Raw genomic sequence first — 22,774 nt, forward strand, 5'->3', positions numbered from 1 at the left:
GCGATGCGCTGCCGCCGGTCATGTGGTGGCGGGTGCCGGCTGGCTCGCGCGGCGCGTGCGGCCCGCCCGCGAAGGCGGCTGACACAGGCCGCAGACGTAGCCGCGCCGCGGGTCGTGCGCGTGCGCGACGAAATGCCCGCCGCAACGGGTGCACTGGGTCGTCTGCAGGAGCCCCGAAGCGAAGTAGCGCACGAGCGTCCACGCGCGAGTGAGGCTGAGCGCGGGTTCTTCACCCAGGAGCCGCGTGTGTTCGAGATAGAGCCGGTAGCTTTTCACGATCGCGTGGATCGGCTCGCAGCGCGCCTCGCGGCTCATGAACTGGAACGTGCTGTAGAACAGCGACGAATGGATGTTGGGTTGCCACGTCATGAACCAGTCGGTCGAAAACGGCAGCATGCCCTTCGGTGGTGACTCACCTTTCACCTCCTTATAGAGGCGGATGAGCCGGTCGCGCGAGAGCGAAGTTTCCGCTTCGAGCAACTGCAGCCGCGCACCGAGTTCGATCAATTCAATCGCCAGTGCGACTTCCTTGACCTCGAGTACCACGCTCCTGGTCGCCATAGATCCCCGACGATTTCCGGAAATGAAGCAGCACCAGGCGGCGGGCCGGATGCGGCGAAGCTCCGCGCCGCGCCTCTAGCGGGCGGCGCGGCAGAACTGCAGCAGAATGAATCAGGCGATCTGTGCGACGGGCTGGCTGGCCATCAGGATGGCAGCGTGGGTCTGTACGGACTTGCCCTTGTCGGCGAGCGAACTGAGGATGGCGTGATCGTCGAACCGGAAGCGGCAAAGCACCTGGTTCGAGGCGGCAAGCCGCACCGCTTGCGCCAGCGTGAGATTGACGAGAACTTCAGCGAGCTGCTCCGAGATCCCCATGCGAAACATGCCGGTCGGCCTGTCTTCACGCAACAGACGTTGCGCCAGTAACAGGTACGACAGGTTGACTTCCCTGATCTCGCTGAGCATGTCGCTCTGCGTCGTCGCGCTCATTGATTCCCCCGAATTTGAAACTAGGCAGCTGGTCAAGCTGGTTGCGAAAACGTTTGCTCGCTCGCGCCCAGTAAAACCCTGGCGAACGGCCCGCTTTTGGTCGTTCATGCATTGTGGTGACAGCGGACTCGATTGGAAATTGGGGGGACACCGCGACGATTTGCGAGAAATTGCTGCGCTATCGCGTAAGAATTTTTCTGACAAAAGGCGCGAGAGGGGGGCGAGACAGGCACGCGCTCATGCGTAGTACATAAGCGGCAGGGGAGGCGGCGGATTATAGAGCTTTTTCATTTCCCTGTAATACGAGGGGGCATTACGTGACCAGGAGCCGGCACGCGGCTTGCTCAATGCACCCGCCCTTCCACGGCACCAACGGCGTGAAATGCCCTTAACGCGCGTGTTTCCCGCTGTAACAACATTAAGCGATTGCAAAAGGACTCGTATCGATCAGGCAACTCCCCATAATCGAGCCTGGGGATAACCCGACACCGCAGCGTCCTCGCTGCTCGCGCGTAGAGCGGTGACCTGACGAGACGCTCGCCCGGCCCGTGCACAAGGAGAACATGCCCATGCGAATCGCACAGATTGCGCCGCTTTACGAAGCCGTTCCGCCGAAACTTTATGGCGGCACCGAGCGCGTCGTGTCCTACCTGACTGAAGCGCTCGTCGACCTCGGCCATGAGGTGACGTTGTTCGCCAGCGGCGATTCGGTCACATCGGCGAAACTCGAAGCGGCGTGGCCGCGTGCGCTGCGGCTCGACCCGACGATCCGCGACTCGATCGCGCCGCACATGGTGCTGCTCGAACGCGTGCAGCGCGTCGCGCACGAGTTCGACGTGCTGCACTTCCACCTCGACTACCTGCCGTTCCCGCTCTTCTCGACGCTCGACACACCGTTCATCACGACGCTGCACGGCCGTCTCGACCTGCCCGAGCTGCAGCCGGTGTTCGACACGTTCGCAGACGCGCCGGTGGTGTCGATTTCAGATTCGCAGCGCCAGCCGCTGCTTCAGGCGAACTGGCAGAGCACGATCTACCATGGCCTGCCCGACGGCCTGCTTACGCCGCAGACCGGCCGCGAACCGGAGTACCTGGCCTTCCTCGGCCGCATCTGCCCCGAAAAGCGGGTAGACACGGCCATCAGGATCGCGGCGCAAAGCGGCCTGCCGCTGAAGATCGCGGCGAAAGTCGACAAGGTGGACCGCGACTACTTCAAGGCCGAGATCGAACCGCTGCTCTCGCAGGCACACGTCGAGTTCATCGGCGAGATCGACGAAACGCAAAAACCCGCGTTCCTGTCCGGCGCAAAAGCGCTGCTGTTCCCGATCGACTGGTCCGAGCCGTTCGGCCTCGTCATGATCGAAGCGATGGCCTGCGGCACCCCCGTTATCGCGTTCAATCGCGGCTCGGTGTCCGAAGTGATCGATCCGGGCGTGACGGGCTTTATCGTCGAGGATGTAGAAGGTGCGGTCGCGGCAGTCCAGAATCTCCATTCGCTATCGCGCGTCGCGATTCGCGAACAGTTCGAACGCCGTTTCACGTCGCATACCATGGCCCGCAATTATGTCGACACTTATACCGCGCTCATCGAAGCCGAACGCCGGCCAATGCTGCGCCGTGTCGCCGCTGCGGGATGAATGGCGCGCCGCACATAACGTTGAGATAACCCCGACGAATACGCCACTTGAATCGTTTGCGTACAACTTTATTAGCGTAATTACGGTGTCTGCGTAAAAAAAGCCGCATGTAACCATGCGGCTTTTTTATTCCATAAGTCCTGCGGCAGGCACTGCCGGCGCACAGAAGGAATGTCTGCGCGCTTAACCGATCAGATAGCGCTCACGATTCTTGCCCGCAATCCATTTTGGCGGCTTGCCGCGTCCGCTCCAGGTCGCCCCGGTTTTCGGATCCTGATAGCGCGGCGGCAGCGGCGCCTTTTTGGGCGGCCGCCCGCGCCGGGCCACCTCGGCGAACCCCAGATCCTGGGCACTCAGCCCATATTCGGCGATTTTTTCGCGGATCATCGTGATCACGTCCGCAATTTCGGTGCGCCGCGCTTCTTCTGCCTGCGCCTGGAGCCTGGCGATCTGGGCTTTGAGTTCTGAATATTGCGACATTGCACTCCCCCCTTTTCATTAAGAAGCTAGCCAACTCGAACGCAGATTAGACGCAAATAAGAGAATTCGCAATCACGATTAATACGGTTTTATCACCCCAATTCCCAAATTTAACGATTGATCGCCCGCAGTGAAATCCGGCAACCGTCGAACGCAAACAATGCCATAAATGGCTCTGGAATTGACAATGCTTGACACCCGTCGATCAGTTGACTCCCTAAAATCGGTCATTGACCGGAGCCGGCCTTCTTTTTTACCGGCCTTTTCAATTCGACTTTTGAGGTGTCACTCGATGCACTTATCCAAACGACTCGCAGCCGAAATGTTCGGCACTTTCTGGCTCGTACTCGGCGGCTGCGGTAGCGCCGTGCTCGCCGCCAACTTCGCTGGCCCCGTTCATGGTCTGGGCATCGGTTTCGTGGGCGTTTCGCTGGCGTTCGGGCTCACCGTGATGACCATGGCGTTCGCCATCGGCCACATTTCCGGCTGTCACCTGAATCCGGCGGTGAGCGTCGGCCTCGTGGTCGCCGGCCGGTTTCCCGTGCGCGACCTCGTGCCGTACATCGTCGCGCAGGTGATCGGCGCGGTGATTGGCGCGGCAGTCCTCGCGTGCATCGCCTCCGGCAAGCCCGGTTTCGACCTCGTGGCGAGCGGCTTCGCAACGAACGGCTATGGCGAGCACTCGCCGGGCGGCTATTCGCTGATGGCCGCGTTCCTGTGCGAAGTCGTCATGACGGCCTTCTTCCTGTTCGTGATCCTCGGCGCCACCGACAAGCGCGCTCCCGCCGGCTTCGCGCCCATCGCGATCGGCCTGTGCCTCACGCTGATCCACCTGATCTCGATCCCCGTCACGAACACGTCGGTGAACCCGGCGCGCTCGATCGGTCCGGCGCTGTTCGTCGGCGGCGAGGCGATCTCGCAACTCTGGCTCTTCGTGATTGCGCCGATCGTCGGCGCGGTGATTGCGGGTGTGGTCTATCCGACGATTGCAGGCCGCCGCGAGGCAGCCGACCGGGTCGCAGCGGGCAGCCCTGCATAACGGGGCCGCTCTCGCGAGCAAACGGGCGCGATGTGAACCATCGCGCCCGTTTTTGTATCCGCCGCTGTGCGCGCGGACGCGCTGCTAGAATCGGGCGACTCACCCGCTTTCCCCTCACGGCCCGCACCATGGCGCACTCCCCCGCATCGTTTCTCCGCATCGCCCTGGCCCTCGTTGTGACGGCGAGCGCCAGCGCACACGCGGCGGACGCCCCCGAAGCCCCCGGCGCGACGGGAAATATCGAAACGCTCGTGTTCGTGCGCCACGCCGAAAAACCACCCGCGGGCCTTGGCCAGCTCAGTTGCAAGGGGCTGAACCGATCGCTGGCGCTCCCGGCCGTGGTCGCCGCGAAATACGGCAAGCCCGACGCGATCTACGCGCCGGATCCGGGCGAGCGCAAAGACGACAACGGCCAGCCGTACTACTACGTGCGGCCGCTCGCGACAATCGAACCGACCGCGATCCAGTTCGGCCTGCCCGTGCAGACGCCGTACGGCTTTTCGCAGACTGCGGCGCTGGGTGACGCACTCGTGAATCCGAAGTGGCGCAACCGGACCGTGGTCGTAGCCTGGGAGCATCGCGAGATCGAGAAATTGGTGCGGCAGATCGTCGGCGCGCACGGCGGCGAGCCGCGCGATGTGCCCGAATGGCAGAGCGCCGATTTCGACAGCATCTATGTCGTGCGGATCGACTGGAGCGGCGACAGGCCGCGCGCGCGTTTCTCGCACGAGCGCGAAGACCTCGATGGCCGCGCCGACGACTGCCCCTGCGCCGACCTGCCCCCCGCGCAGTAGCGCTCGCGCTTACGACGGCTTACAACGCGCGTTCGTCGCCGAGCGCGAAAAGCTTGCGCAGATGACGGGCGACGCCCGCCTCGGAGTTGTTGCCGATGCGCGGAACCATTGGCAGGCGCGCGATGAGATCAGGATTCGCGTTGTCCATCATGAACGGATGCCCGGCCGTTTCGAGCAGGTCGATGTCGTTCATGTTGTCGCCGAACGCGATGCACCGGGCTGCCGCGATGCCGAGCCGCTCGAGCACGACGCGCAGCGCGCGCCCCTTCGAGACGCCCTGAGTCATCACTTCGAGGCAGTCAGGCAGCGAGTAGGTGACATAGAGCGATTCGCCGAACTCGTGCGCGAGCCGCTGCTCGATCTGCGCGAGATCGGCCGGGTCGCCGACATAGAGCGCCTTGCCGATGCCCACGCCATCGTGCGCGCGCAAGTCCGTCACATGCCAGGCGAAGCCCGATTCCTGGTGGAACGCGAGCATTTCGGGCGCCTCGCGGTTGATGAGCCAGGCGTCATCGGAAAAGAGGCTCACGATCACGCGGTCGTGCGCACCCGCCACATCCGGCGCTACGAGGCGCTGAATCGTCGATTCGGGCAGGTTCGCGGCGTGGATCAGCGTATCGTCAGGCGCATGAACGCGCGCCCCGTTCGACGTGATCAGATAGGGCCGGATACCCAGACGGTCCCGGATACCGGCGACGTCGCAGTAGTGGCGCCCCGTGGCGATGATGAACTGCAGACCTTGTTCGTCGAGCGTCTTTAGGGTGGCAACCGTAATTGGGTCGATCTGGTGGTCGGAATTAAGCAGCGTTCCGTCGAGATCGGTTGCAATGACCTTGTACATGGGAGTTGGGCAGCAGGCGTGAAGCAGTTAATCCTAACATCGGCGGGCTAATGTTGCTCCGCGGGCACTGGCCCGCCATCCCGTCGCCGCGCTCCCCGGTGGCGCCCTTTTCGGCCCCTATGCCCCCTATGCCCCCTACGCCCCCGCCAGCCGCGCGGCTTCGCGTTGCGCAAGCCTGAGCGCGCCGCTGGTGGAATCGGCGAGTGGTGCGCGCAGCCGCTCGCGCACCGCCTGCGGCACCCATTCGCGCAACGGCTGGCCAAGCCCGCCAGACAACGCGGCAGGCAACGCGGCCGTGGGATCGAGCGCGCCGATCAGTCGCGCGATGGCTTCGCCCGCCTCGGACAGCAGCTTCGCGACGAACGGGTGCTCGCGGTGCGCGAGAACCACGGGCGCAAGGCTCGCATAGGCCGTCTGGTTAGCTGCACACAACCACACGATGAGACTGTCGCGGTCGGAGGAGTGGGTATGCGCGAGCAAGGCCTGCGCGAAGGCGTCGAGCGGTGCACGGCCGTCAAGTGCCTGCTGCGCCCAGACTATCGCGCGCAGCCCGAACCAGGCGCCGCTCGCCTCGTCGCCCGACGGAAAGCCGAAGCCACCCGCAATGCGGCATGCGCCCGCGGCGTCGAGCGCTGCCGCGATGCTGCCGGTGCCGAGCGCCACCACCACGCCCGGCTCACCGCCGTGAGCGCCGAGCAAGGTGGTGTACGCGTCGCTTTCAACGGCGAGGCCAGCGACCGGCGGTGCCTGATCGCGAAACGCTGCCTGCCAGTCCGGATTGTTCACGCCGGCGAGACCGCAGCCGAGCACGCAGCGCGACCAGTCCAGCGCGAGCCCCGCATTGGCGAATGCGGCGCGGCAACCTGCCTCGATGGATTCCCACGCGCGTGCGATGCCGAGCCCGAGGCCGGATGGCCCAGCGGCGGCGCGCGCCAGTTCCGCGCCGTTTGCGTCGCCGAGCGCGACGCGCGTGCCGGTGCCGCCGCCGTCCACGCCGATCAGCCAGGTGTAGGTCTGCATGACAATGAGTGCCGTGTCCGTTGCGATAAGAGTCGTGCCGCAGAGACTAACGGGTCTGCGACTTTCGCACAATCGGCCGGATGGCCAGGGTGGTGAGGCGATCGCGATCCGCTATGCTGACGTGGCCTGAACGAACCGTAGCAAGGAGAAATCGACGTGACTGACGTAACACAGCGCTGCAACTGGGCGACAACTGAAGCGCTCGCGCACTATCACGATACCGAGTGGGGCGTGCCGTCACGCGACGACCAGCACCTGTACGAAATGCTCGTACTGGAGGGCGCGCAGGCAGGTCTCTCGTGGTCGACGATCCTGAACAAACGCGAAGGATACCGCCGCGCATTTGCAAGCTTCGATATAGGGAAGGTTGCACGCTTCACGCCCAGACACGTAGAAACGCTCATGCAGGATGCCTCTATCGTGCGCAACCGCGCCAAGATCGAGGCGGCCATCCTCAACGCGCGCGCGGTCCAGCAGATCCAGGCCGAGCATGGCTCGCTCGCGAAATTTATCTGGTCGTTCGTGAACGACACGCCGATCCAGAACGACTGGCACTCGTACCGCGACGCGCCGGCATCCACCGAAATTTCGGATGCACTCAGCAAGGCCCTCAAGAAATACGGCTGCAAATTCGTCGGCACGACGATCTGCTATGCGTTCATGCAGGCAGTGGGCATGGTGAACGACCATCAGCACGACTGCATCTGCCGCGCGAGCTGCGCGGCGCACGGCAAGAAACGCCGAGCGGCGGGGAAAACTTAATCGGTGGGGCTGACGCGCGTCGCCAGCAACGGCGCGCCTGAAGCGGAACGTGAGACCGCACCCAAGGTGCCGGACTCAAGGCGCCGCGCCAAAAGCAAACGGCGGCGCAGCTTCGAACGAAGCATGCGCCGCCGTCTGGCGGAACGCTGGAGAGCGCGAAAAAGCTTAGTGGAGCTTCTTCGGCAGCTGCTGGCTGCGCAGGCGCTTGTGCAGGCGCTTAACAGCCGCTGCCTTCTTGCGCTTACGAACGGCCGTCGGCTTTTCGTACGACTGGCGCTCGCGCAGCTCGGCGATCAGGCCGTTCTTTTCGATTGCACGGCGGAAGCGGCGGATCGCAACTTCGAACGGCTCGTTTTCTTTCAGAAGAATCGTCGTCATGTTTGGCTAATAGCTAAATAAGTTAAATGGGCACACTCCGTACCGGAGCGGCTATCGGGAACACCTCCGGCGCAGCATCGGCGTGCGCGCCTGGATGGTCTTCCCCTGTTTTCTGCTTTCCCTGCCTGTGGTTCGCCGCGGCAAAAATCACCCCCTAGGAGCGCGCCGAACCAGAAAATTGGTTGAATCGGTGACTATACCAGATAATCTCCGAGCCAAAAAGAATTTTCTCAATCCTGCCAAAGACTTACTTGTGCGGATTCTCCGTGGCCACCTGGTTTGGGTTTGCTTACCGTGTACCAAGCGCGTACTAACCGCGTACTAACCGCAACCAAACCAACGGCACTCGCCCCACGCACGCCTCAGGCGCTTGCGTCATTGAGCGCCTGGATATCGGCGGGATCGAGCTTCAGGCTCACTGCCGCCACCAGACTCTGGAGCTGGTCGAGCGAAGTCGCGCTCGCGATCGGCGCCGTGATGCTCGGCCGCGCGATCATCCACGCCAGCGCCACGGCGGCCAGCGTCGCACCGTGCCGCTTCGCGACGTAGTCGAGCGCCCCAAGAATGCGGATACCACGGTGATCCAGATATTTCTCGACGCGCGAGCCGCGCGCGCTCTTCGCCAGATCTTCACGCGACCGGTATTTGCCCGACAGGAAGCCGCTCGCGAGACTGTAATAGGGCACGACCGCCAGTCGTTGAGCAAGCGCGACCGGTTCGATATCGGCTTCGTAGTGCGCGCGATCGTACAGGTTGTATTCAGGCTGGATGATCTGATAGGCGGGCAGCCCCGCTTTACGCGACACGGCCAGCGCCTCCTCGATGCGCGCGCCGCTGAAGTTCGATGCGCCGATCACGCGCACCTTGCCTGCGTCGATGAGCCGCTGATACGCCCCCAGCGTCTCCTCCTGAGGCACCTTCGGGTCATCCTCGTGTGAGAAGTAGACGTCGATGTAATCCGTCTGCAGCCGCCGCAACGAGTCATCGACGGCCGCCGCGATGTTGGCCGCCGACAGGCCCGGGCGCCGCGCGGACTTCGCCACTTTCGTTGCAATCACCACCTTGTCGCGCTTGCCGCTCTTCGCGAGCCACTGACCGATGATCGTCTCCGACTCGCCGCCCTGATTGCCCGGCACCCATGCCGAATAGACGTCGGCGGTGTCGATGAAGTTGAGGCCGGCGTCCGTGAAGGCGTCGAGGATCGAGAACGAGGTGGCGGCGTCGGCGGTCCAGCCGAACACGTTCCCGCCGAACATCAGTGGCGCGACCTGCAAAGCGGAAGTGCCGATCCGGCGCTGTTCCATATGTGATGTCTCCTTGATTGTCGGGCCCGCGGGCGAGCCCGCCACGTCGAGTAAAGCCGAGCATACGCCGGCTCCCGGCGGGCTGCAGCGAGGCGGCGCACTGGTCATGCGCTGCGCATTCGACGCGCAAATGTTTGCATCTGCCCCTCAAGTTTTGTTTACGGACGCCGTCATCCTTCACTGAGGCGGCCAGCAATGAAGTGTGCTTCCGCCGATTGCAACGTGGCTCAAGTTCACAGACTAAAGCCTCAACGGAGAATTCCATGCTCTCGATTAATACCAACGTATCGTCGCTGATCGCACAGAACAACGTGACGAACACGGGCAGCGCGCTTACGCAAGCTATCACGCGCCTCTCGTCGGGCAAGCGCATCAACAGCGCAGCTGACGATCCCGCAGGCATCGCGATTGCCAGCACGCTGCAAACGTCGATCAACGGCCTGAACCAGGGTGTTTCGAACGCGAACAACGCGGTTTCGATGGTTCAAACCGCCGGTTCGGCGCTGATGCAGATCCAGAACGCACTGCAGTCGATCTACCAGGCTGCTGACGATGCACTGGGACCGGATAACACGTCGGCCAACATGGCGTCGTACCAGAAGACGGTTTCGCAGCAGATCGCTGAAGTGAACCGTATCGCTTCGCAAACCACGTTCAACGGCCTGAACCTGCTGAACGGCACGGCTGGCGTGCTGCACGTGCAAGTTGGCGTGAACGTCGGTCAGACGGTTTCGCTCGACCTGAGCCAAAGCCTCTCGGCTGCTAACCTCGGCGGCGGTTACGTCCAGGCTGGCAACACGCTGGGTCAGCTGACGGGCCTGAACCTGAACTCGGACGGTTCGGAAAACACGTCGGGTACGCCGGGCGCGATCACCTCGATCAACGTCGTGTCGAACGGTGCAGGCAGCTTCATCTTCACCGACCAGAACAACCAGGTTCTGTCGACGACCACGTCGAACGCCCTGTTCTCGCAAGTGACGACCAACGGCGTCACGAAGCTCGAACTGAACAACGCAGCGGCCGGCGCAACCGGCAGCGGCCTGATTTCGTCGAACGCAGTTGCAGCTATCAAGGGTGCGTTCACGGCAGACAGCGCGACGGCTCTGTCGGGTCAGGTGTACGGCACGATCTCGGGTCTGAACATCGATCCGTCGACGGGCACGAACGAAACGACGCCGGGTACGGCTGGCGTGATCACCTCGGTTTCGGTACAAGCCGACGGCAACACCGCTAACCCGGGCCTGCTGTTCTTCGATCAAAACGGCAACCAGCTCTCGCAAACGGCAGTTTCGGGCCTGTTCGGCGGCTCGGCTTCGGCTCCGGCTACCCTGGCACTGGCTGGCACCCCGGAAAACACGTTCGACGGCAAGGCAGGTTCGGCTGGTAACGTCGTGGCAACCACGGGTGCTGACGTTTCGGGTGTGGTCTCGACCCTCGGCCAGATCAACCTGAACAACACGCCGACCAGCGTTGCCAACATCAACGTCAGCACGACGGCAGGCGCGAACCTCGGTCTCGAAATCGTCAACAACGCACTGGCGACGATCGCGAACCAGCTCGCTACGCTCGGCTCGGTCCAGACCCGCTTCACGGGCCTGGCAACGGCTCAGCAATCGGCTTCGACGAACATGTCGACCGCACAGTCGACGATCCAGGACGCGGACTTCGCGTCGGAATCGGCGGCCATGAGCAAGGCACAGGTTCTGCAGCAAGCTGGTATCTCGGTGCTGGCACAGGCAAACTCGCAGCCGCAGCAGATCCTCAAGCTGCTCCAGTAAGGCCGCATGCAGTAAGCTCTCGCCTCTCTCACGAGAGGCGAGCACGGACAAGCGGCCGGGTTCGCCCAGCGCTTGTCCGTTTCGCTTTGTTTCGGGGCGCGTGCCGATTCGCGCGCGCCCCATCCCGAATTTTCGGTCCGGACCGCTTGCAGGTCGGGACCAGACGAGGAGTCAGCTGTGTCGACCATTTCCGGAACTTCGAGCACAACCCCTAGCGTGTCATCGGCCCAGTCGGCCGCACAGACAGCGTCGGCCGCCGCCCAGCAGGCGCTGCTCCAAGCCGGGCAATCGCTGATCAGCGGCTCCACCGGCAATACCACGATCGATCCGCAAAGCATGGTCACCGCGCTCGTGAATGCGAAGGTGGCCGGCCAGCAGGCTTCGCTGCAAATCGAAGCGGCGAACGACAACCTGCAAATCTCCAACATCGGCCAGTTGTCCGCCTCGCTGGCGATGTTGCAGGGTGCGCTCACGCCCCTCCAGAACGGCTCGCTGATGAGCACGTTCACGGCGACCACGAGCGGCAGCGGCATCACCGCGACCGCCGGTACGGGCGCCACGGCCAGTTCGTATTCCGTGTATGTCGGGCAGATCGCCCAGACGCAGAGCATCACGTCGGCAGCCATTCCGGTCGCCAGTACCACGTCGATGGGCACCGGCACGATGACGCTCTCGGTCGGCGGCCAATCCATGACGATCAAGATCGGCTCGAGCAATAACAGCCTGAGCCAGATCGTATCGGCCATCAATTCGTCGAGCAGCAACCCGGGCATTTCGGCCTCGATCGTTACCGGCTCGGACGGCTCGCACCTTGTGCTGAGTTCGACGCTGACCGGCGAGGCGAACACGATCAACGTATCGGTCAACGCCGACTCGTCCACCAGCGCGCTCGCCCAGCTCGGCGGCGTGCAGACGATCCAGGGCGGCACCTATGCGTCGGCGGGCATTGCCAGCGCAACGACGGCGAGCGGGGACGGCTCCAGCCTGACCATCAGCGCCGGCGGCAGCTCGTTTTCGGTCACGCCCGCGGCTGGCGATACGCTGGCGAACATCGCATCCCAAATCAACACGGCCGGTAGCAGCCTGAACGTAACGGCCAGCGTCGTCACGGACAGCAGCGGACAACAACACCTGGTGATCGCCAAGCAGGGCGCTAATTCGTCCACGCCGGTGACGGTCACGGCGAATGCCTCGTCCTCCGGCACGACGGACTCGACGCTCACGGCAATCGCCACGGCGCTGCCGGCCTCGACCGCCGCGCCGACCACCGGCACGTCAGTCGGCGCATCGTCGATCATTTCGCTCTCCGGGGCCGGCTGGTCCCAGACAACGGCCGCACAAAGCGCCCAGCTCACGATCAACGGCACGCAGATCACGAGCGCGCTGAACACCGTCAACGCGCTGTCCGGCGCGACGCTGAGCCTCTCGTCGGCTGCCGTGGGCACGAGCCAGACGCTGACCATCGCGCAGGACACGACCACGATGGCGAGCGAGATCAGCTCCTTCGTATCCGACTACAACACGGTGGTCAGCACGATCTCCTCGCTGACGAAGTTCGATTCCAGCAACCCGACCGGTTCGGGCACGATGCTCGGCGATTCGATGATCAACGCGATCACGTCGAGCTTCGGCACGATCATCGGCGGTCGCGTCAAGGGCTCCGGCGTGACGGCCACGCTCGCCGACCTTGGCATCACGCTGAACTCGGACGGCACGCTGTCGCTCAACTCGACGACGCTCGGCAACGCTTTGCAGAACAATCCGTCGAAGGTCGCGGCGATATTCAATTCGACCAACGGCATCGGTGAGCAGCTCAACACGAAGCTCAAGACGTTTACGCAGACCGGCGGCGTCATCGCCATGCGCGAGACCGCGTTGAGCAACGACCTGAACAGCGTCACGAAGCAGACGAGCCAGTTGCAGACGTATATCGCCCAGCTGACGTCGATGTATCAGGACCAGTTCACGATGCTGAACGACATCATGTCGACGACCAACAACGAGACCGCGTATCTGACGCAGCTGTTCGGCGGCGCCAACAACACCGGTACGTTGAACAAGAGCTCGTAAAGCGGGGCAAGCCATCGCATGAACAAGCCCGATCTGCTCCGGCGGGTGCTCGATCTGACGCTTCAGATGGAGCACGCCGCCCAAATGGACGACTGGCAAAGCGCCGCGCGCCTCACGCGCGAGCGCAACCCGCTTCTCATGTCCCTCGGCAGGCCGAAATCTCCCGAAGCCCTCGCCGCCATCGAGCGGATCCGGAACGTTACGGTCGCCGTCAACCAGCGCGCTGAGACGGCTTGCTCGGAGCTTTCCGCCGAGTATCGTGCCGCGATGAGCAAGACTTCGGGCGTTGCCGCCTATCAGCGCGGAGCCGGGTTCTAAGCCGGCCTTCTCCGCCCCCCGGCCGCACGCCGGGACCGCGCCCTCCCCTGTCCGAATTGCCGGACAATGTAGCCCCTCCTTGGTGAATTGCCGCGCAGAGCCCGCGGCTACACTGGGCAGCCATGCTTCTTAGCCTGCCCCGCCATGACCGCCACGCCGACCGCTCTCACCGATTCGGGTAACGCCGAAGCCGCTTCCCTTGCAGCCACCCTGTCGGCCGATCAGCGCGCCGCGCTCGTGCACGACTTCGTCGCCACGATCGACAAACTCACGGCGATCGAGCAGCACGACGACGCTTGCGCCATCGCCCGCCAGATGACGCAGTTTCTGCCGGACGAGGGCTATGGCTGGAAAACGCTCGCGTACGACCGCTTGCGCCGCGGCGATCTGCCGGGCTCGCGCGATCTCCTGCGCCGTGCGGCGTCGCTGCTGCCACCGGACGCCCAGCTGACGACGCACCTGGCCGCCGCCGAGGCGATGCACGCCGGAGGTCTTGCCAGCCGCGCCGGGCAGCATGAAGAAGCGGTCCGGCAGTTCGAGACCGTACTGACTGTGTACCCGCATTACCCGGATGCAAATCACGGGATCGCACTGGCCCTGCTCGCGCTACGCCGCCCGCTCGAAGCGTTGCCGCGGCTCGAAACGGCGATTGGGATCAATCCGAACAATGGCCAGTACTGGGCCAACTATGTCGATGCGCTGATCCACGCCAACCGGCTGAAAGCGGCCTGGGTCGTGCTCGAACTCGGGCAGCGCCACGGCTTGCAGGGGCCGGTGGTGGACCAGTTGATCAACCTGATGAGCAACCTGACGTCGAAGGGTGGCTATACCATCCAGCACGCCACGCAAGACGACTCGACACAGCAGCCGCAACAACCCCAACTCGAACCGGAACGCGCCAAAGGCGAGCAGAAAAATCCGACGCTCAAACAGCTCGAAGCAATCGCCACGCCGTACAACAAGCGGCAATTCGATGTGGCCGAGAAAAATGCACGTGCATTCCTTGAGCAGTTCCCCGGTCACGCGATGGGAACGAAGGTCCTTGGCCTCGCGTTGTATTCGCTGGGACAGCTCGACGCTGCACGGGAGATACTGAGCCAGGCGTATGCGTTGAATCCCGAGGACTCGGATGTCCTCCACGCCTACACGGCCACGCTGGAAGCGGCCAACCAGCATCAGGCCGCGCTGGCTGTGTGCCAGAAACTGGTGGCATGTCACCCGAAGCACCCGGAAGGCCCCCGGCTGATGGGCCTGATTCTGGCGTCGCTCGGCCGCCTCGACGAAGCCGAACAAAGCTTCGTTCAGGCAAGGAAACTCGCCGTCGATCCGACGACGGTCGCGATCGCGCAAGGCTCCCTCCACATCCGGCAGGGGCGTCTTGAGGACGCTGTCGAGCAGTTCCGATGCGCACTTCGGCATACGCCCGATCTGCCCCACGGCTGGAGCAATCTGCTGTTTACGCTCGCGCACAACGAAGCCGTCAGCGCCGATCAGCTGTTCGCCGAACATCGACGCTTCGGCGAGCATTTCGAACCGAAATTCCGCGCGAAATGGCCAAAGCACACCAACACACGCGAACCAGGGCGCAGGCTGCGCATCGGCATCATCTCGGCCGATCTGCGCGGCCACGCGGTCGCGAGTTTCCTGCTGCCGGTGCTGCCGGGCCTGGCGAGCGACCCTGGTCTTGAGCTTTACGCGTACTCCAACACCTACGGCAGCGATGCGACCACCGAAAGACTGCGAGCGCATTTCGCACACTGGCGCAGCGTTACCCTGATGCCCGACGAGGAGGTGGTCAAACAGATTCGAGCCGACGGCATCGACATTCTGATCGATCTGGGCGGACACACCGCCGAGAACCGGCTCCTCGTCCTCGCCCGCAAGGCCGCGCCGCTGCAGGCGTGCTGGATCGGCTATCCTGGCACTACGGGATTGAGCGCCGTCGACTATTTCATCGGCGACCGCTTCTGGGTCCCGAACGACGCGTTCCGCGCACGTTTCACGGAAAAGATCGCCTACCTGCCCGCTGTCGCACCGTTCAAGCCAGCCGAACTCGCACCGCCGATCAATGCACTGCCCGCGTTGTCCAACGGCTATATGACGTTCGGCAGCTTCAACCGGCTCGAAAAGCTGCGGCGCCACACCATCGCCATGTGGGCGCAATTGCTCCGCGCGCTGCCCACCGCCCGCATGCAGATCGGCGCGATGCCGAGCGATGAAACCGGTGCGAACAAGCTGCTGGCGTGGTTCGACGAAGAAGGTATCGCACGCGAGCGATTCGACTTCCGTTCACGCGGTTCCATCCCCGTGTTCCTGCAACAGCATTACGCCGTTGACGTCTGCCTCGATTCGATCCCGTTTGGCGGCCTGACCACGGCACTTCAATCGTTGTGGATGGGTGTGCCGACGCTGACCCTCGCCGGCGAGACGGTACCGGGACGCAGCGGCGCGACGGCAATGGGGCACGCCGGGCTGGAGCAGTTCGTGGCCTCCGATCCGCAAGATTTCGTGCAACGCGGCGTCGCGCTGGCGAACGAGATCCCGATGCTGGCCGAACTGCGCGCCACCATGCGCGAGCGCTGCCTCGCCTCACCGATGTTCCAGCCGGACGTGGTCGCGCAAAGCGTCAGCCGCGCACTGCGCACGATGTGGCAACGTTGGTGCGCCGGGTTGCCGGCGGAAACCTTCGAAGTGACGGCGCAGGACACGAAATGACCACAGCCATTCAGTCGAACGTCGAATTCGAAGCACTGGCCCGCCAATTTGAAGCGACCATCGAGCGCCTGATCGCCGTCGAAGACTTCAGGCAGGCCGAGGCACTCGCTCGCCAGATGACGCAACTCCTGCCCGATGCGGGCTACGGCTGGAAGGCGCTGGCGTTCCTGCGCCTCGTCGACGGCGACCTGCCCGGCGCCTATGAACCGATGTGCCGATGCATGACGCTCCTGCCCGCCGATACCGACCTCCAGCCGCACTGGTCCGCTGTCCGCGCCGCATACGAGCAGGCAGTCCAGCCTGCATCGACCGTCGATGCACAACGCCCCACCGCACTCCCCACGCGGGAGCAAGGCGAAGCGGCCATCGCGCTCTTCGACACCGGCCGCCTCGAAGAAGCCCTCGCTGCGGCGCGCGCGTTGGTCGAGCAGTTTCCCGAGCACCCGCTGGGCTGGAAAATGCTCGCGCTGACGCTGTACCGGCTGAACCAGCATCAGGCGTCCGACACCTGTCTGCAACGCGCTCACGAACTGATTCCCGACGACCGCGACATCCTTCAGGTCTACGCCGCGCGACTTGAAGCCATAGGAAACCACGCAGACGCGGAACGCGTCTGTCGCAGGCTCATCGAGATCGATCCGGCTCACGCGGAAGGCACACGACTGCTCGGTGTCATTCTGATGGCCACCGATCGCGTCGGTGAAGCGGAGCCATTCCTGCTGCAGGCGGCGCAGCTCACACCCCAGTCGGCACTTGCGTGGAATTCGCTCGGCTCGCTCTATCTGCGCCTCGGGCGCATCGAGGACGCCGCTCAGCAGTTTCTACGCTCGCTTGACTGCGAACCGCATGGCGCCGCCACATGGAGCAACCTGCTGTTCTGCCTCACGCATAGCGAAAACGTCGAGCCCGATGCGCTGCTCGCCGCGCATCGCGGATTCGCGGAAATGTTTGAAGCGCCTTTCAAGGCTGCCTGGCCGCATCACACGAATACGCGCGAGCTGGACCGCGTACTGCGAATCGGCTTCGTTTCCGCGGATCTGCGCCGGCATGCCGTCGCCAATTTCCTCGAACCCATTCTGACGCACCTCGCGCGCGACGCTGGCCTGCGCCTCTATGCGTACTCGAACACCGTAGCGCCGGACGCGGTATCGGAGCGACTGCGCACTCACTTTGCCGTTTGGCGCGATGTGAGCGAGCTGGACAACGCGGCCTTCACAAGCCTCGTTAAGGCCGATGAAATCGATATCCTGATCGACCTGTCCGGCCACACCGGCTATAACCGGCTACCGGCGCTGGCGCTGAAGCCCGCCCCGGTGCAGGCAAGCTGGATCGGCTACCCCGGCACGACAGGTCTCACTGCGATCGATTACTTTTTCGCCGATCGGTTCTGGGCGCCGTCCGGACAGTTCGAAACCCAGTTCACCGAGAAGATCGTCTATTTGCCCGCCGTGGCGCCGTTCCTTCCCGAGCAGGAAGCGCCGCCATTGAATACGCTTCCGGCGCTGCGCAACGGGTACGTGACGTTTGGCAGCTTCAACCGCATCAACAAACTGCAACGCAACGTCATTGCGCTCTGGGCGCAATTGCTGCGTGCCGTACCTGACGCGCGACTGAAAATCGCCGCGATGCCCGCGGACGGCGGCGTCGAAGCGCAACTCAGCAACTGGTTCGCCGAGGAAGGTATTGCGCGCGAACGGCTCGACTTCCATCCGCGCACGTCGGTCGCCGCGTATCTGCAACTGCACCATGAAGTCGACATCGCACTCGATACGTTTCCGTTCGGCGGCCTGACAACCGCGCTGCAATCGCTCTGGATGGGCGTCCCCACGTTGACGCTGACGGGCCGGACGCTGCCCGGCCGCAGCGGTGCGACCGTGATGAGCCATGCCGGACTCGAACGCTTTGTGTCCAGCAGCGCAGAAGACTTCGCGCAGCGCGGCGCAACACTCGCGGCCGATCTCCCTGCGCTCGCCGAACTGCGCGCACGCATGCGCGAACGCTGCGCGGCCTCGCCGATGTTCCAGCCCGCTGCGCTCGCGCAAAATGTCAGCGCGGCGCTGCGGACGATGTGGCACCGCTGGTGCGCGGGATTGCCCGCGGTATCGTTCGACACGAAGCAAGCCGGATCGGTGCAACATCCGCGCGCGCTCTCCGAAAAGCCCATTCGCCTTGTGTGTGGAACTCGCGGCACACGAGAGCACTTTTTCGAACATAGCGCGCTCGGCCGTTCCGTCGAGATGAATCTGCAGCGGCAGCCCGGACAGGTTCAAGTGCGACTGTTCGATCAGAACACACTAGGCCTTTCGACGATCTACAACGTCGCCATTGAAGAAGCACGGCAAGATCCGGCGATTCTCGTCTTCGTCCACGACGATGTCTGGCTGACCGACCTGTTCTGGACCGATCGTATCGCAGAGGCTCTCGCGCACTACGACATCGCGGGATTGGCCGGCAACCGTCGACGAGTTAAAGGTCAAGTGGTGTGGAGCATGACCGGGCCGAACCAGCCGGATGACGCGCAGAATCTGACCGGCATGGTCGGGCACAGCAAGGGGTTTCCGCCAAAAGGCCTGACTTACTACGGACCATCCGGACAGGAATGCAAGCTACTGGACGGTTTGATGTTGATCGTCGATAGCGAAACGCTCGCGAAAACCGGACTGCGCTTCGACGAGCAATTCAACTTTCACTTCTACGATCTCGACTTCTGCCGCCAGGCGGAGCGTCGCGGCCTGCGCATGGGAACCTGGCCCATCAGCGCGGTCCACGAAAGCGCCGGTCAGTTGGGGACCGGCTGGGCAGAAACGGCCGTGCTCTATCTGCAAAAATACGGGGAATATAGCGACGCCATCGCTTAAACCGTCCCGGTTACAGATTGCAGCACCAACGCCTCAGTCAACGACTGAGGCGTCTTGAGTACGGCGCGAGCGATTACGCTCACAGGACTACGCGACACCCGCCTCGGTAATGACCTTCCAGTCGAAGTCGGTGTGCGCGCACAGTTGCTCGAGTGCGCCCGGATACTCGCTGGCTGTCGCCTGCACATACCGCAGGTCGTCGGACCACTCGGGCAACGCGCCTTCCTGCGTGGTCAGCACGACGACCATATGATCGCTGCACGGGCCCTGGGCATGTCGGGTCAGGCTTTGCTGGACCCGCTGGGAATCGCCTTCGGCATCGAGAATCAGCACGGCCGGAATCCGCGCCACCTCCGGCATCGAACCGGGATTACCGCCGGCACAACGCACGAAAAACTCGTGATATCGAGCGATCTGCGATTGCAGCGATGCATGCTTGACCACAGCCAGTTGCGCGGTACGCGCGAGGCCGCGACGATACGCCGGATCTTCGATCAGTCGCGCAATGGCATCGATCCATGCGTCCGTCGAATTCGACGGAATGCGCAGTCCGTTCCCCCCGTGCGTCACCAATTCGTTATACGCAGCGTGATCGCTGCCGATCGTCGCGACACCCGCTGCCGAATATTCCAGCCATTCCAGCCGCGTTGCGCCGTCGTCAGCTTCCGACCCGGCGAGCGGCATGAGGCCGATGTCGAGTTCGAGTTGCCGGAACGCGGCCGCGTGCTCCTCGTACGATTGAGCGATGCCCGTCACCGTGACGTCAGCCCTGGTCATCCAGTCCGCCGGCGGCAGGGTGCCGACGAAAACGAACTGCACGTTGTCGGCAAAGCGCGCACGGATTGCGTTCAACGCCGGCTCGACCAATGCAAAGTTACGTGGTTTAGCGGCCGAGCCCATCACGCCGATTCGCACCGTGCCGCCCTGCTCGCGCACCGGGGAATAGAAGAGATCCAGGTCGACATGGGTCGGCACCACGTGAATGTTGGCATTCCAGGGGCGCAGACGCTCAGCCAGTGCAGGGGTCGTGACGAGCAGTGCCGTCGCGCGGCGCATCACAGACTCGACCTTCGCTGCCGTGCCCTTGCTGAGGAAATGGAGCGGGTGATCGACCGGCAGGTCGTGACACGGCTCACTGGTTTCGTAGACGACGGGCTTGCCCGTCGCGAACAGGGAGTCGAGTTGTTCCTGCGATGCAAACATCGGCAGACTGCTCTGAATCAGCAGCACATCCATGTTGGACACATTGGTGCTGTCCTGAACGGGCCAACAGATGTCCCAGTAGTTCTCGAGCTGGCCGAACGGCTTCGCGATCCGCACGGCCGGCCACCGATGCGTATCCGGTTCCGCCGACACGGCGGCAATGCGCCGCTTCGGCTCTATCGGCTGCGATCCCTGTGATCCTCGAGCAGCGGATTGTGCTTTCCGCGCGGCGTTCTGCGACTTTTCCAGAAACACGGGAAGTTGCGCCCAGAATATGTTGGACAGCGCAACGGACGCCGGATAGACGGATCCCACCGTGGCCGCCGCGCGCGCAAGACCGTTTTTCTCGCTCACCATCGCGGCACCGTTGATGCCGAACATGAACTGCTCCGGCAGGTCCTTCAGACCACCGTCGTGCATGTAAATAACCGGGCAGCCGCACGCCATCGCCTGGGCGCAGACGGCCGTGACCTCATAGGAGTACAACACCCGCCCGGCTTGCAGCTTCGTCGCCAGCTCGGGAAGGGACACGGGATTCGCCATCGACATCAGCTCCGTGCCCGCCGGAAACAGCGAGAAGTCGATCTTGTCGAGCGGAAACCGGTATTGGAAAACAAAGGACCGGTCTTTTTTGCGCGACGGATCGGGTTTGAACAATTCGGTATCGAGGATCGGCAGAAAAAGAAAATCGACCTCTGCCTTCTTCGCGTCCCCGAGGAAATTTTCCGAATAATAGAAGAACAGGTCGTCCTTGCCCTCGTTGAGCGGCTTCCCCGATATACGTCCGATGCGGTTCAGGATGTAGCGCACGCAAACTTCCGCATTGAGCGGATTGCCTGACACGACCTCCGGGTAGACGGCGATAGGCGTTCGCCCCTGCAGCTTGTGCGCAACGAGCACATCCGGTCTGGCGACCGGCGTGTCGAATTTCGGGTTGACCACATCCGTTCCGGCGATGTAGGCCTCGTAGCCCTCTCGATTGAGCAGATGGCAAAGGGTGTGCAGCACCACGATCCCCGCAGACGTCTCCCGGTACGGCGGTGCGTAAATGTAGTAGGGGTGTCCCTTGCCCCTGCGCGAGACTTGAGTGCTGACGGGAATATTGATGCTGTTCATTGAGCGGAACCCTGCGATTTCCGGGCTGATTCGTGGCCGGCCCGGGCGTTTTGCGGTTTTGCGATTCGGGGAGCGTTCACGGCTGGATGGCCGGAATACATTCGCCCGAATTCTCCGAGCAGGCAGTTTGCGCGGGCGAGGACCGCGTCATTCGCGCAAACACGCGCACGTTTGGGCCTTTTTTCGCTCCATTGCCGAGGCTTCTCGCGCAGCATAATTTGTCAACATCGCCTTGCTGCGCCGACGACACGTGACGCCGCCAGGCGTGGGGGACGCCGCAAACGTGGCGCGACACTACGAAACCTCGACGCCACCATGACCGCCAGCCTGCCCACCGACACTGTCTCTACGCTGCTGCGGCAGGAGCGGATATTCGTTACCCAGCCGCATCTACCGCCGCTTGAGCAGTTCATGCCATATCTCGAGCAGATCTGGCAGAGCAAGATCCTGACCAACGGCGGTCCGTTCCACCAGCAGCTCGAACAAACGCTGTGCGAATACCTGGGCGTGCCTTACCTCTCGCTCTTCAGCAACGGCACACTTGCGCTGATCACGGCACTACAGGCGCTGCGCATCACGGGCGAAGTCATTACGACACCGTATTCGTTTGTGGCGACCGCGCATTCGCTCCTGTGGAACGGCGTCAAGCCGGTATTCGTCGACATCGACCCGCGCACGTTCAATCTCGACCCTGCACGCATTGAAGAGGCAATCACGCCGCAGACGACGGCCATCATGCCCGTTCATTGCTACGGTCAGCCGTGCGACGTGGAAGCGATCCGGAAGATTGCCGACAACTACAACCTGAAGGTCATCTACGACGCCGCGCACGCATTCGGCGTGCGCAAGAACGGGGAAAGCGTCCTGCGTCACGGTGACCTCTCGGCATTGAGCTTTCACGCCACGAAGGTTTTCAATACCTTCGAAGGCGGCGCCATCATTTGCCCGGACGCAAAAACGAAACAGCATATCGACCATCTGAAAAATTTCGGATTCGTCGACGAGGTGACGGTCGTCGCCTCAGGCATCAACGGCAAGATGAGCGAAATCAACGCGGCATTCGGCATGCTGCAAATGCAGCATATCGATCGCGCGATTGAACGCCGGCGCGAGATTGGAGCGACCTATCGCCGATTGCTTGCTGACGTGCCGGGCGTGCGCTGCGCCGAAAGCAGCCCCGATACCGAGTCGAACTACTCCTACTTTCCGATCCTCGTGGACGAAGAGTATGGGCTGAGCCGCGATGCCCTCTATCACAAGCTGCGTGATCACGAGATTTATGCGCGCCGCTATTTCTATCCGCTGATTTCCGATTTCCCGATGTATCGAGGGCTGGCTTCCGCACAGCGTAGTAATTTGCCCGTAGCGTCGGAGGTTGCGCTCAAGGTGCTCTGCCTGCCGATCTATCCAGAGCTGCGCGACGAAGACCAGGGTCGCGTCATCGAAATCATCCGCGCAGCGCGCGCATAAG

18 protein-coding genes are annotated in these 22,774 nt (G+C 63.1%); 10 read left to right on the forward strand and 8 right to left on the reverse strand.

The window, feature by feature from the left end; genetic code table 11:
* Window positions 1–18: 18 nt before the first annotated feature.
* Both flhC and flhD read right to left on the reverse strand, forming a co-directional pair.
* On the reverse strand, window positions 19–561 hold the full coding sequence (gene flhC, locus D1Y85_RS12785) for a flagellar transcriptional regulator FlhC (protein ID WP_124151430.1): 543 nt from the start codon (window positions 559–561) through the stop codon (window positions 19–21).
* 111 nt (window positions 562–672) lie between these two features.
* Window positions 673–990, reverse strand: a complete 318-nt coding sequence (flhD, locus tag D1Y85_RS12790; RefSeq protein ID WP_124151431.1) for a flagellar transcriptional regulator FlhD — start codon at window positions 988–990, stop codon at window positions 673–675.
* Between the two features lie 569 nt (window positions 991–1,559).
* Between flhD and D1Y85_RS12795 the strand changes: the two genes are divergently transcribed.
* The gene (locus D1Y85_RS12795; RefSeq protein WP_124151432.1) at window positions 1,560–2,627 is read left to right on the forward strand and encodes a glycosyltransferase family 4 protein; all 1,068 of its coding nucleotides are present in this window, start codon (window positions 1,560–1,562) and stop codon (window positions 2,625–2,627) included.
* A 183-nt stretch (window positions 2,628–2,810) separates the two neighbouring features.
* Here D1Y85_RS12795 and D1Y85_RS12800 read toward each other — a convergent pair whose 3' ends face one another.
* Window positions 2,811–3,107 carry an H-NS histone family protein gene (locus tag D1Y85_RS12800; RefSeq protein ID WP_124151433.1) on the reverse strand — a complete coding sequence of 99 codons (297 nt, stop codon included), beginning with the start codon at window positions 3,105–3,107 and terminating at the stop codon, window positions 2,811–2,813.
* Window positions 3,108–3,399: 292 nt separating this feature from the next.
* Here D1Y85_RS12800 and aqpZ point away from each other — a divergent pair, with 292 nt between their 5' ends.
* Together aqpZ and D1Y85_RS12810 are read left to right on the forward strand one after the other, a co-directional pair.
* Window positions 3,400–4,146 (forward strand): aquaporin Z, encoded by a 747-nt coding sequence (gene aqpZ, locus D1Y85_RS12805; protein WP_124151434.1) that lies wholly within the window; start codon window positions 3,400–3,402, stop codon window positions 4,144–4,146.
* 128 nt (window positions 4,147–4,274) lie between these two features.
* Entirely contained in the window at window positions 4,275–4,940 is a 666-nt protein-coding gene (locus tag D1Y85_RS12810) for a histidine phosphatase family protein (RefSeq protein ID WP_246024898.1), read from the forward strand.
* 19 nt (window positions 4,941–4,959) lie between these two features.
* Here D1Y85_RS12810 and D1Y85_RS12815 read toward each other — a convergent pair whose 3' ends face one another.
* Window positions 4,960–5,781, reverse strand: a complete 822-nt coding sequence (locus D1Y85_RS12815; RefSeq protein WP_124151435.1) for a Cof-type HAD-IIB family hydrolase — start codon at window positions 5,779–5,781, stop codon at window positions 4,960–4,962.
* Between the two features lie 135 nt (window positions 5,782–5,916).
* Window positions 5,917–6,801: a glucosamine kinase nucleotide-binding domain-containing protein gene (locus D1Y85_RS12820; protein WP_124151436.1), complete on the reverse strand. Its 885-nt coding sequence runs from the start codon at window positions 6,799–6,801 to the stop codon at window positions 5,917–5,919.
* A 156-nt stretch (window positions 6,802–6,957) separates the two neighbouring features.
* Here D1Y85_RS12820 and D1Y85_RS12825 point away from each other — a divergent pair, with 156 nt between their 5' ends.
* Entirely contained in the window at window positions 6,958–7,563 is a 606-nt protein-coding gene (locus D1Y85_RS12825; protein ID WP_124151437.1) for a DNA-3-methyladenine glycosylase I, read from the forward strand.
* A gap of 165 nt (window positions 7,564–7,728) precedes the next feature.
* On the opposite strand, the gene rpsU is transcribed toward D1Y85_RS12825, so the two are convergent.
* Together rpsU and D1Y85_RS12835 are read right to left on the reverse strand one after the other, a co-directional pair.
* Window positions 7,729–7,941 carry a 30S ribosomal protein S21 gene (gene rpsU / locus D1Y85_RS12830; RefSeq protein WP_124151438.1) on the reverse strand — a complete coding sequence of 71 codons (213 nt, stop codon included), beginning with the start codon at window positions 7,939–7,941 and terminating at the stop codon, window positions 7,729–7,731.
* A 362-nt stretch (window positions 7,942–8,303) separates the two neighbouring features.
* On the reverse strand, window positions 8,304–9,245 hold the full coding sequence (locus D1Y85_RS12835; RefSeq protein ID WP_124151439.1) for an aldo/keto reductase: 942 nt from the start codon (window positions 9,243–9,245) through the stop codon (window positions 8,304–8,306).
* Between the two features lie 263 nt (window positions 9,246–9,508).
* Between D1Y85_RS12835 and D1Y85_RS12840 the strand changes: the two genes are divergently transcribed.
* The 5 genes from D1Y85_RS12840 to D1Y85_RS12860 all read left to right on the forward strand — a co-directional run bounded on the left by D1Y85_RS12840 (window position 9,509) and on the right by D1Y85_RS12860 (window position 18,984).
* Window positions 9,509–11,023: a flagellin N-terminal helical domain-containing protein gene (locus D1Y85_RS12840; protein ID WP_124151440.1), complete on the forward strand. Its 1,515-nt coding sequence runs from the start codon at window positions 9,509–9,511 to the stop codon at window positions 11,021–11,023.
* Window positions 11,024–11,200: 177 nt separating this feature from the next.
* Window positions 11,201–13,093 carry a flagellar filament capping protein FliD gene (fliD, locus tag D1Y85_RS12845; RefSeq protein ID WP_124151441.1) on the forward strand — a complete coding sequence of 631 codons (1,893 nt, stop codon included), beginning with the start codon at window positions 11,201–11,203 and terminating at the stop codon, window positions 13,091–13,093.
* 18 nt (window positions 13,094–13,111) lie between these two features.
* The gene (locus D1Y85_RS12850) at window positions 13,112–13,411 is read left to right on the forward strand and encodes a flagellar protein FliT (protein WP_124151442.1); all 300 of its coding nucleotides are present in this window, start codon (window positions 13,112–13,114) and stop codon (window positions 13,409–13,411) included.
* Between the two features lie 144 nt (window positions 13,412–13,555).
* Complete coding sequence (locus tag D1Y85_RS12855; RefSeq protein WP_124151443.1) at window positions 13,556–16,126, forward strand: tetratricopeptide repeat protein; 2,571 nt, start codon at window positions 13,556–13,558, stop codon at window positions 16,124–16,126.
* Window positions 16,123–18,984, forward strand: a complete 2,862-nt coding sequence (locus D1Y85_RS12860; protein WP_124151444.1) for an O-linked N-acetylglucosamine transferase family protein — start codon at window positions 16,123–16,125, stop codon at window positions 18,982–18,984. The genes D1Y85_RS12855 and D1Y85_RS12860 overlap by 4 nt, the downstream gene beginning before the upstream one ends.
* Before the next feature lie 87 nt (window positions 18,985–19,071).
* Here the strand turns inward: D1Y85_RS12860 and D1Y85_RS12865 are convergent, their stop codons facing one another.
* The gene (locus D1Y85_RS12865; protein ID WP_124151445.1) at window positions 19,072–21,303 is read right to left on the reverse strand and encodes a glycosyltransferase family 4 protein; all 2,232 of its coding nucleotides are present in this window, start codon (window positions 21,301–21,303) and stop codon (window positions 19,072–19,074) included.
* Window positions 21,304–21,618: 315 nt separating this feature from the next.
* Between D1Y85_RS12865 and vioA the strand changes: the two genes are divergently transcribed.
* Window positions 21,619–22,773, forward strand: a complete 1,155-nt coding sequence (gene vioA, locus D1Y85_RS12870) for a dTDP-4-amino-4,6-dideoxy-D-glucose aminotransferase VioA (RefSeq protein ID WP_124151446.1) — start codon at window positions 21,619–21,621, stop codon at window positions 22,771–22,773.
* Window position 22,774: the final 1 nt, after the last annotated feature.

The sequence above is a fragment of the Paraburkholderia dinghuensis genome (assembly GCF_003837865.1).
In the GTDB taxonomy this organism is placed as follows: Bacteria; Pseudomonadota; Gammaproteobacteria; order Burkholderiales; family Burkholderiaceae; genus Paraburkholderia; species Paraburkholderia dinghuensis.

Coding starts and splice junctions, on each gene's coding strand:
- D1Y85_RS12795 (WP_124151432.1), top strand. CDS start 1,560: ATGCGAATCGCACAGATTGCGCCGCTTTACGAAGCCGTTCCGCCGAAA.
- rpsU (WP_124151438.1), bottom strand. CDS start 7,941: ATGACGACGATTCTTCTGAAAGAAAACGAGCCGTTCGAAGTTGCGATC.
- D1Y85_RS12815 (WP_124151435.1), bottom strand. CDS start 5,781: ATGTACAAGGTCATTGCAACCGATCTCGACGGAACGCTGCTTAATTCC.
- D1Y85_RS12820 (WP_124151436.1), bottom strand. CDS start 6,801: ATGCAGACCTACACCTGGCTGATCGGCGTGGACGGCGGCGGCACCGGC.
- vioA (WP_124151446.1), top strand. CDS start 21,619: ATGACCGCCAGCCTGCCCACCGACACTGTCTCTACGCTGCTGCGGCAG.
- D1Y85_RS12800 (WP_124151433.1), bottom strand. CDS start 3,107: ATGTCGCAATATTCAGAACTCAAAGCCCAGATCGCCAGGCTCCAGGCG.
- flhC (WP_124151430.1), bottom strand. CDS start 561: ATGGCGACCAGGAGCGTGGTACTCGAGGTCAAGGAAGTCGCACTGGCG.
- D1Y85_RS12855 (WP_124151443.1), top strand. CDS start 13,556: ATGACCGCCACGCCGACCGCTCTCACCGATTCGGGTAACGCCGAAGCC.
- D1Y85_RS12840 (WP_124151440.1), top strand. CDS start 9,509: ATGCTCTCGATTAATACCAACGTATCGTCGCTGATCGCACAGAACAAC.
- D1Y85_RS12860 (WP_124151444.1), top strand. CDS start 16,123: ATGACCACAGCCATTCAGTCGAACGTCGAATTCGAAGCACTGGCCCGC.
- D1Y85_RS12835 (WP_124151439.1), bottom strand. CDS start 9,245: ATGGAACAGCGCCGGATCGGCACTTCCGCTTTGCAGGTCGCGCCACTG.
- D1Y85_RS12810 (WP_246024898.1), top strand. CDS start 4,275: ATGGCGCACTCCCCCGCATCGTTTCTCCGCATCGCCCTGGCCCTCGTT.
- aqpZ (WP_124151434.1), top strand. CDS start 3,400: ATGCACTTATCCAAACGACTCGCAGCCGAAATGTTCGGCACTTTCTGG.
- flhD (WP_124151431.1), bottom strand. CDS start 990: ATGAGCGCGACGACGCAGAGCGACATGCTCAGCGAGATCAGGGAAGTC.
- D1Y85_RS12850 (WP_124151442.1), top strand. CDS start 13,112: ATGAACAAGCCCGATCTGCTCCGGCGGGTGCTCGATCTGACGCTTCAG.
- D1Y85_RS12865 (WP_124151445.1), bottom strand. CDS start 21,303: ATGAACAGCATCAATATTCCCGTCAGCACTCAAGTCTCGCGCAGGGGC.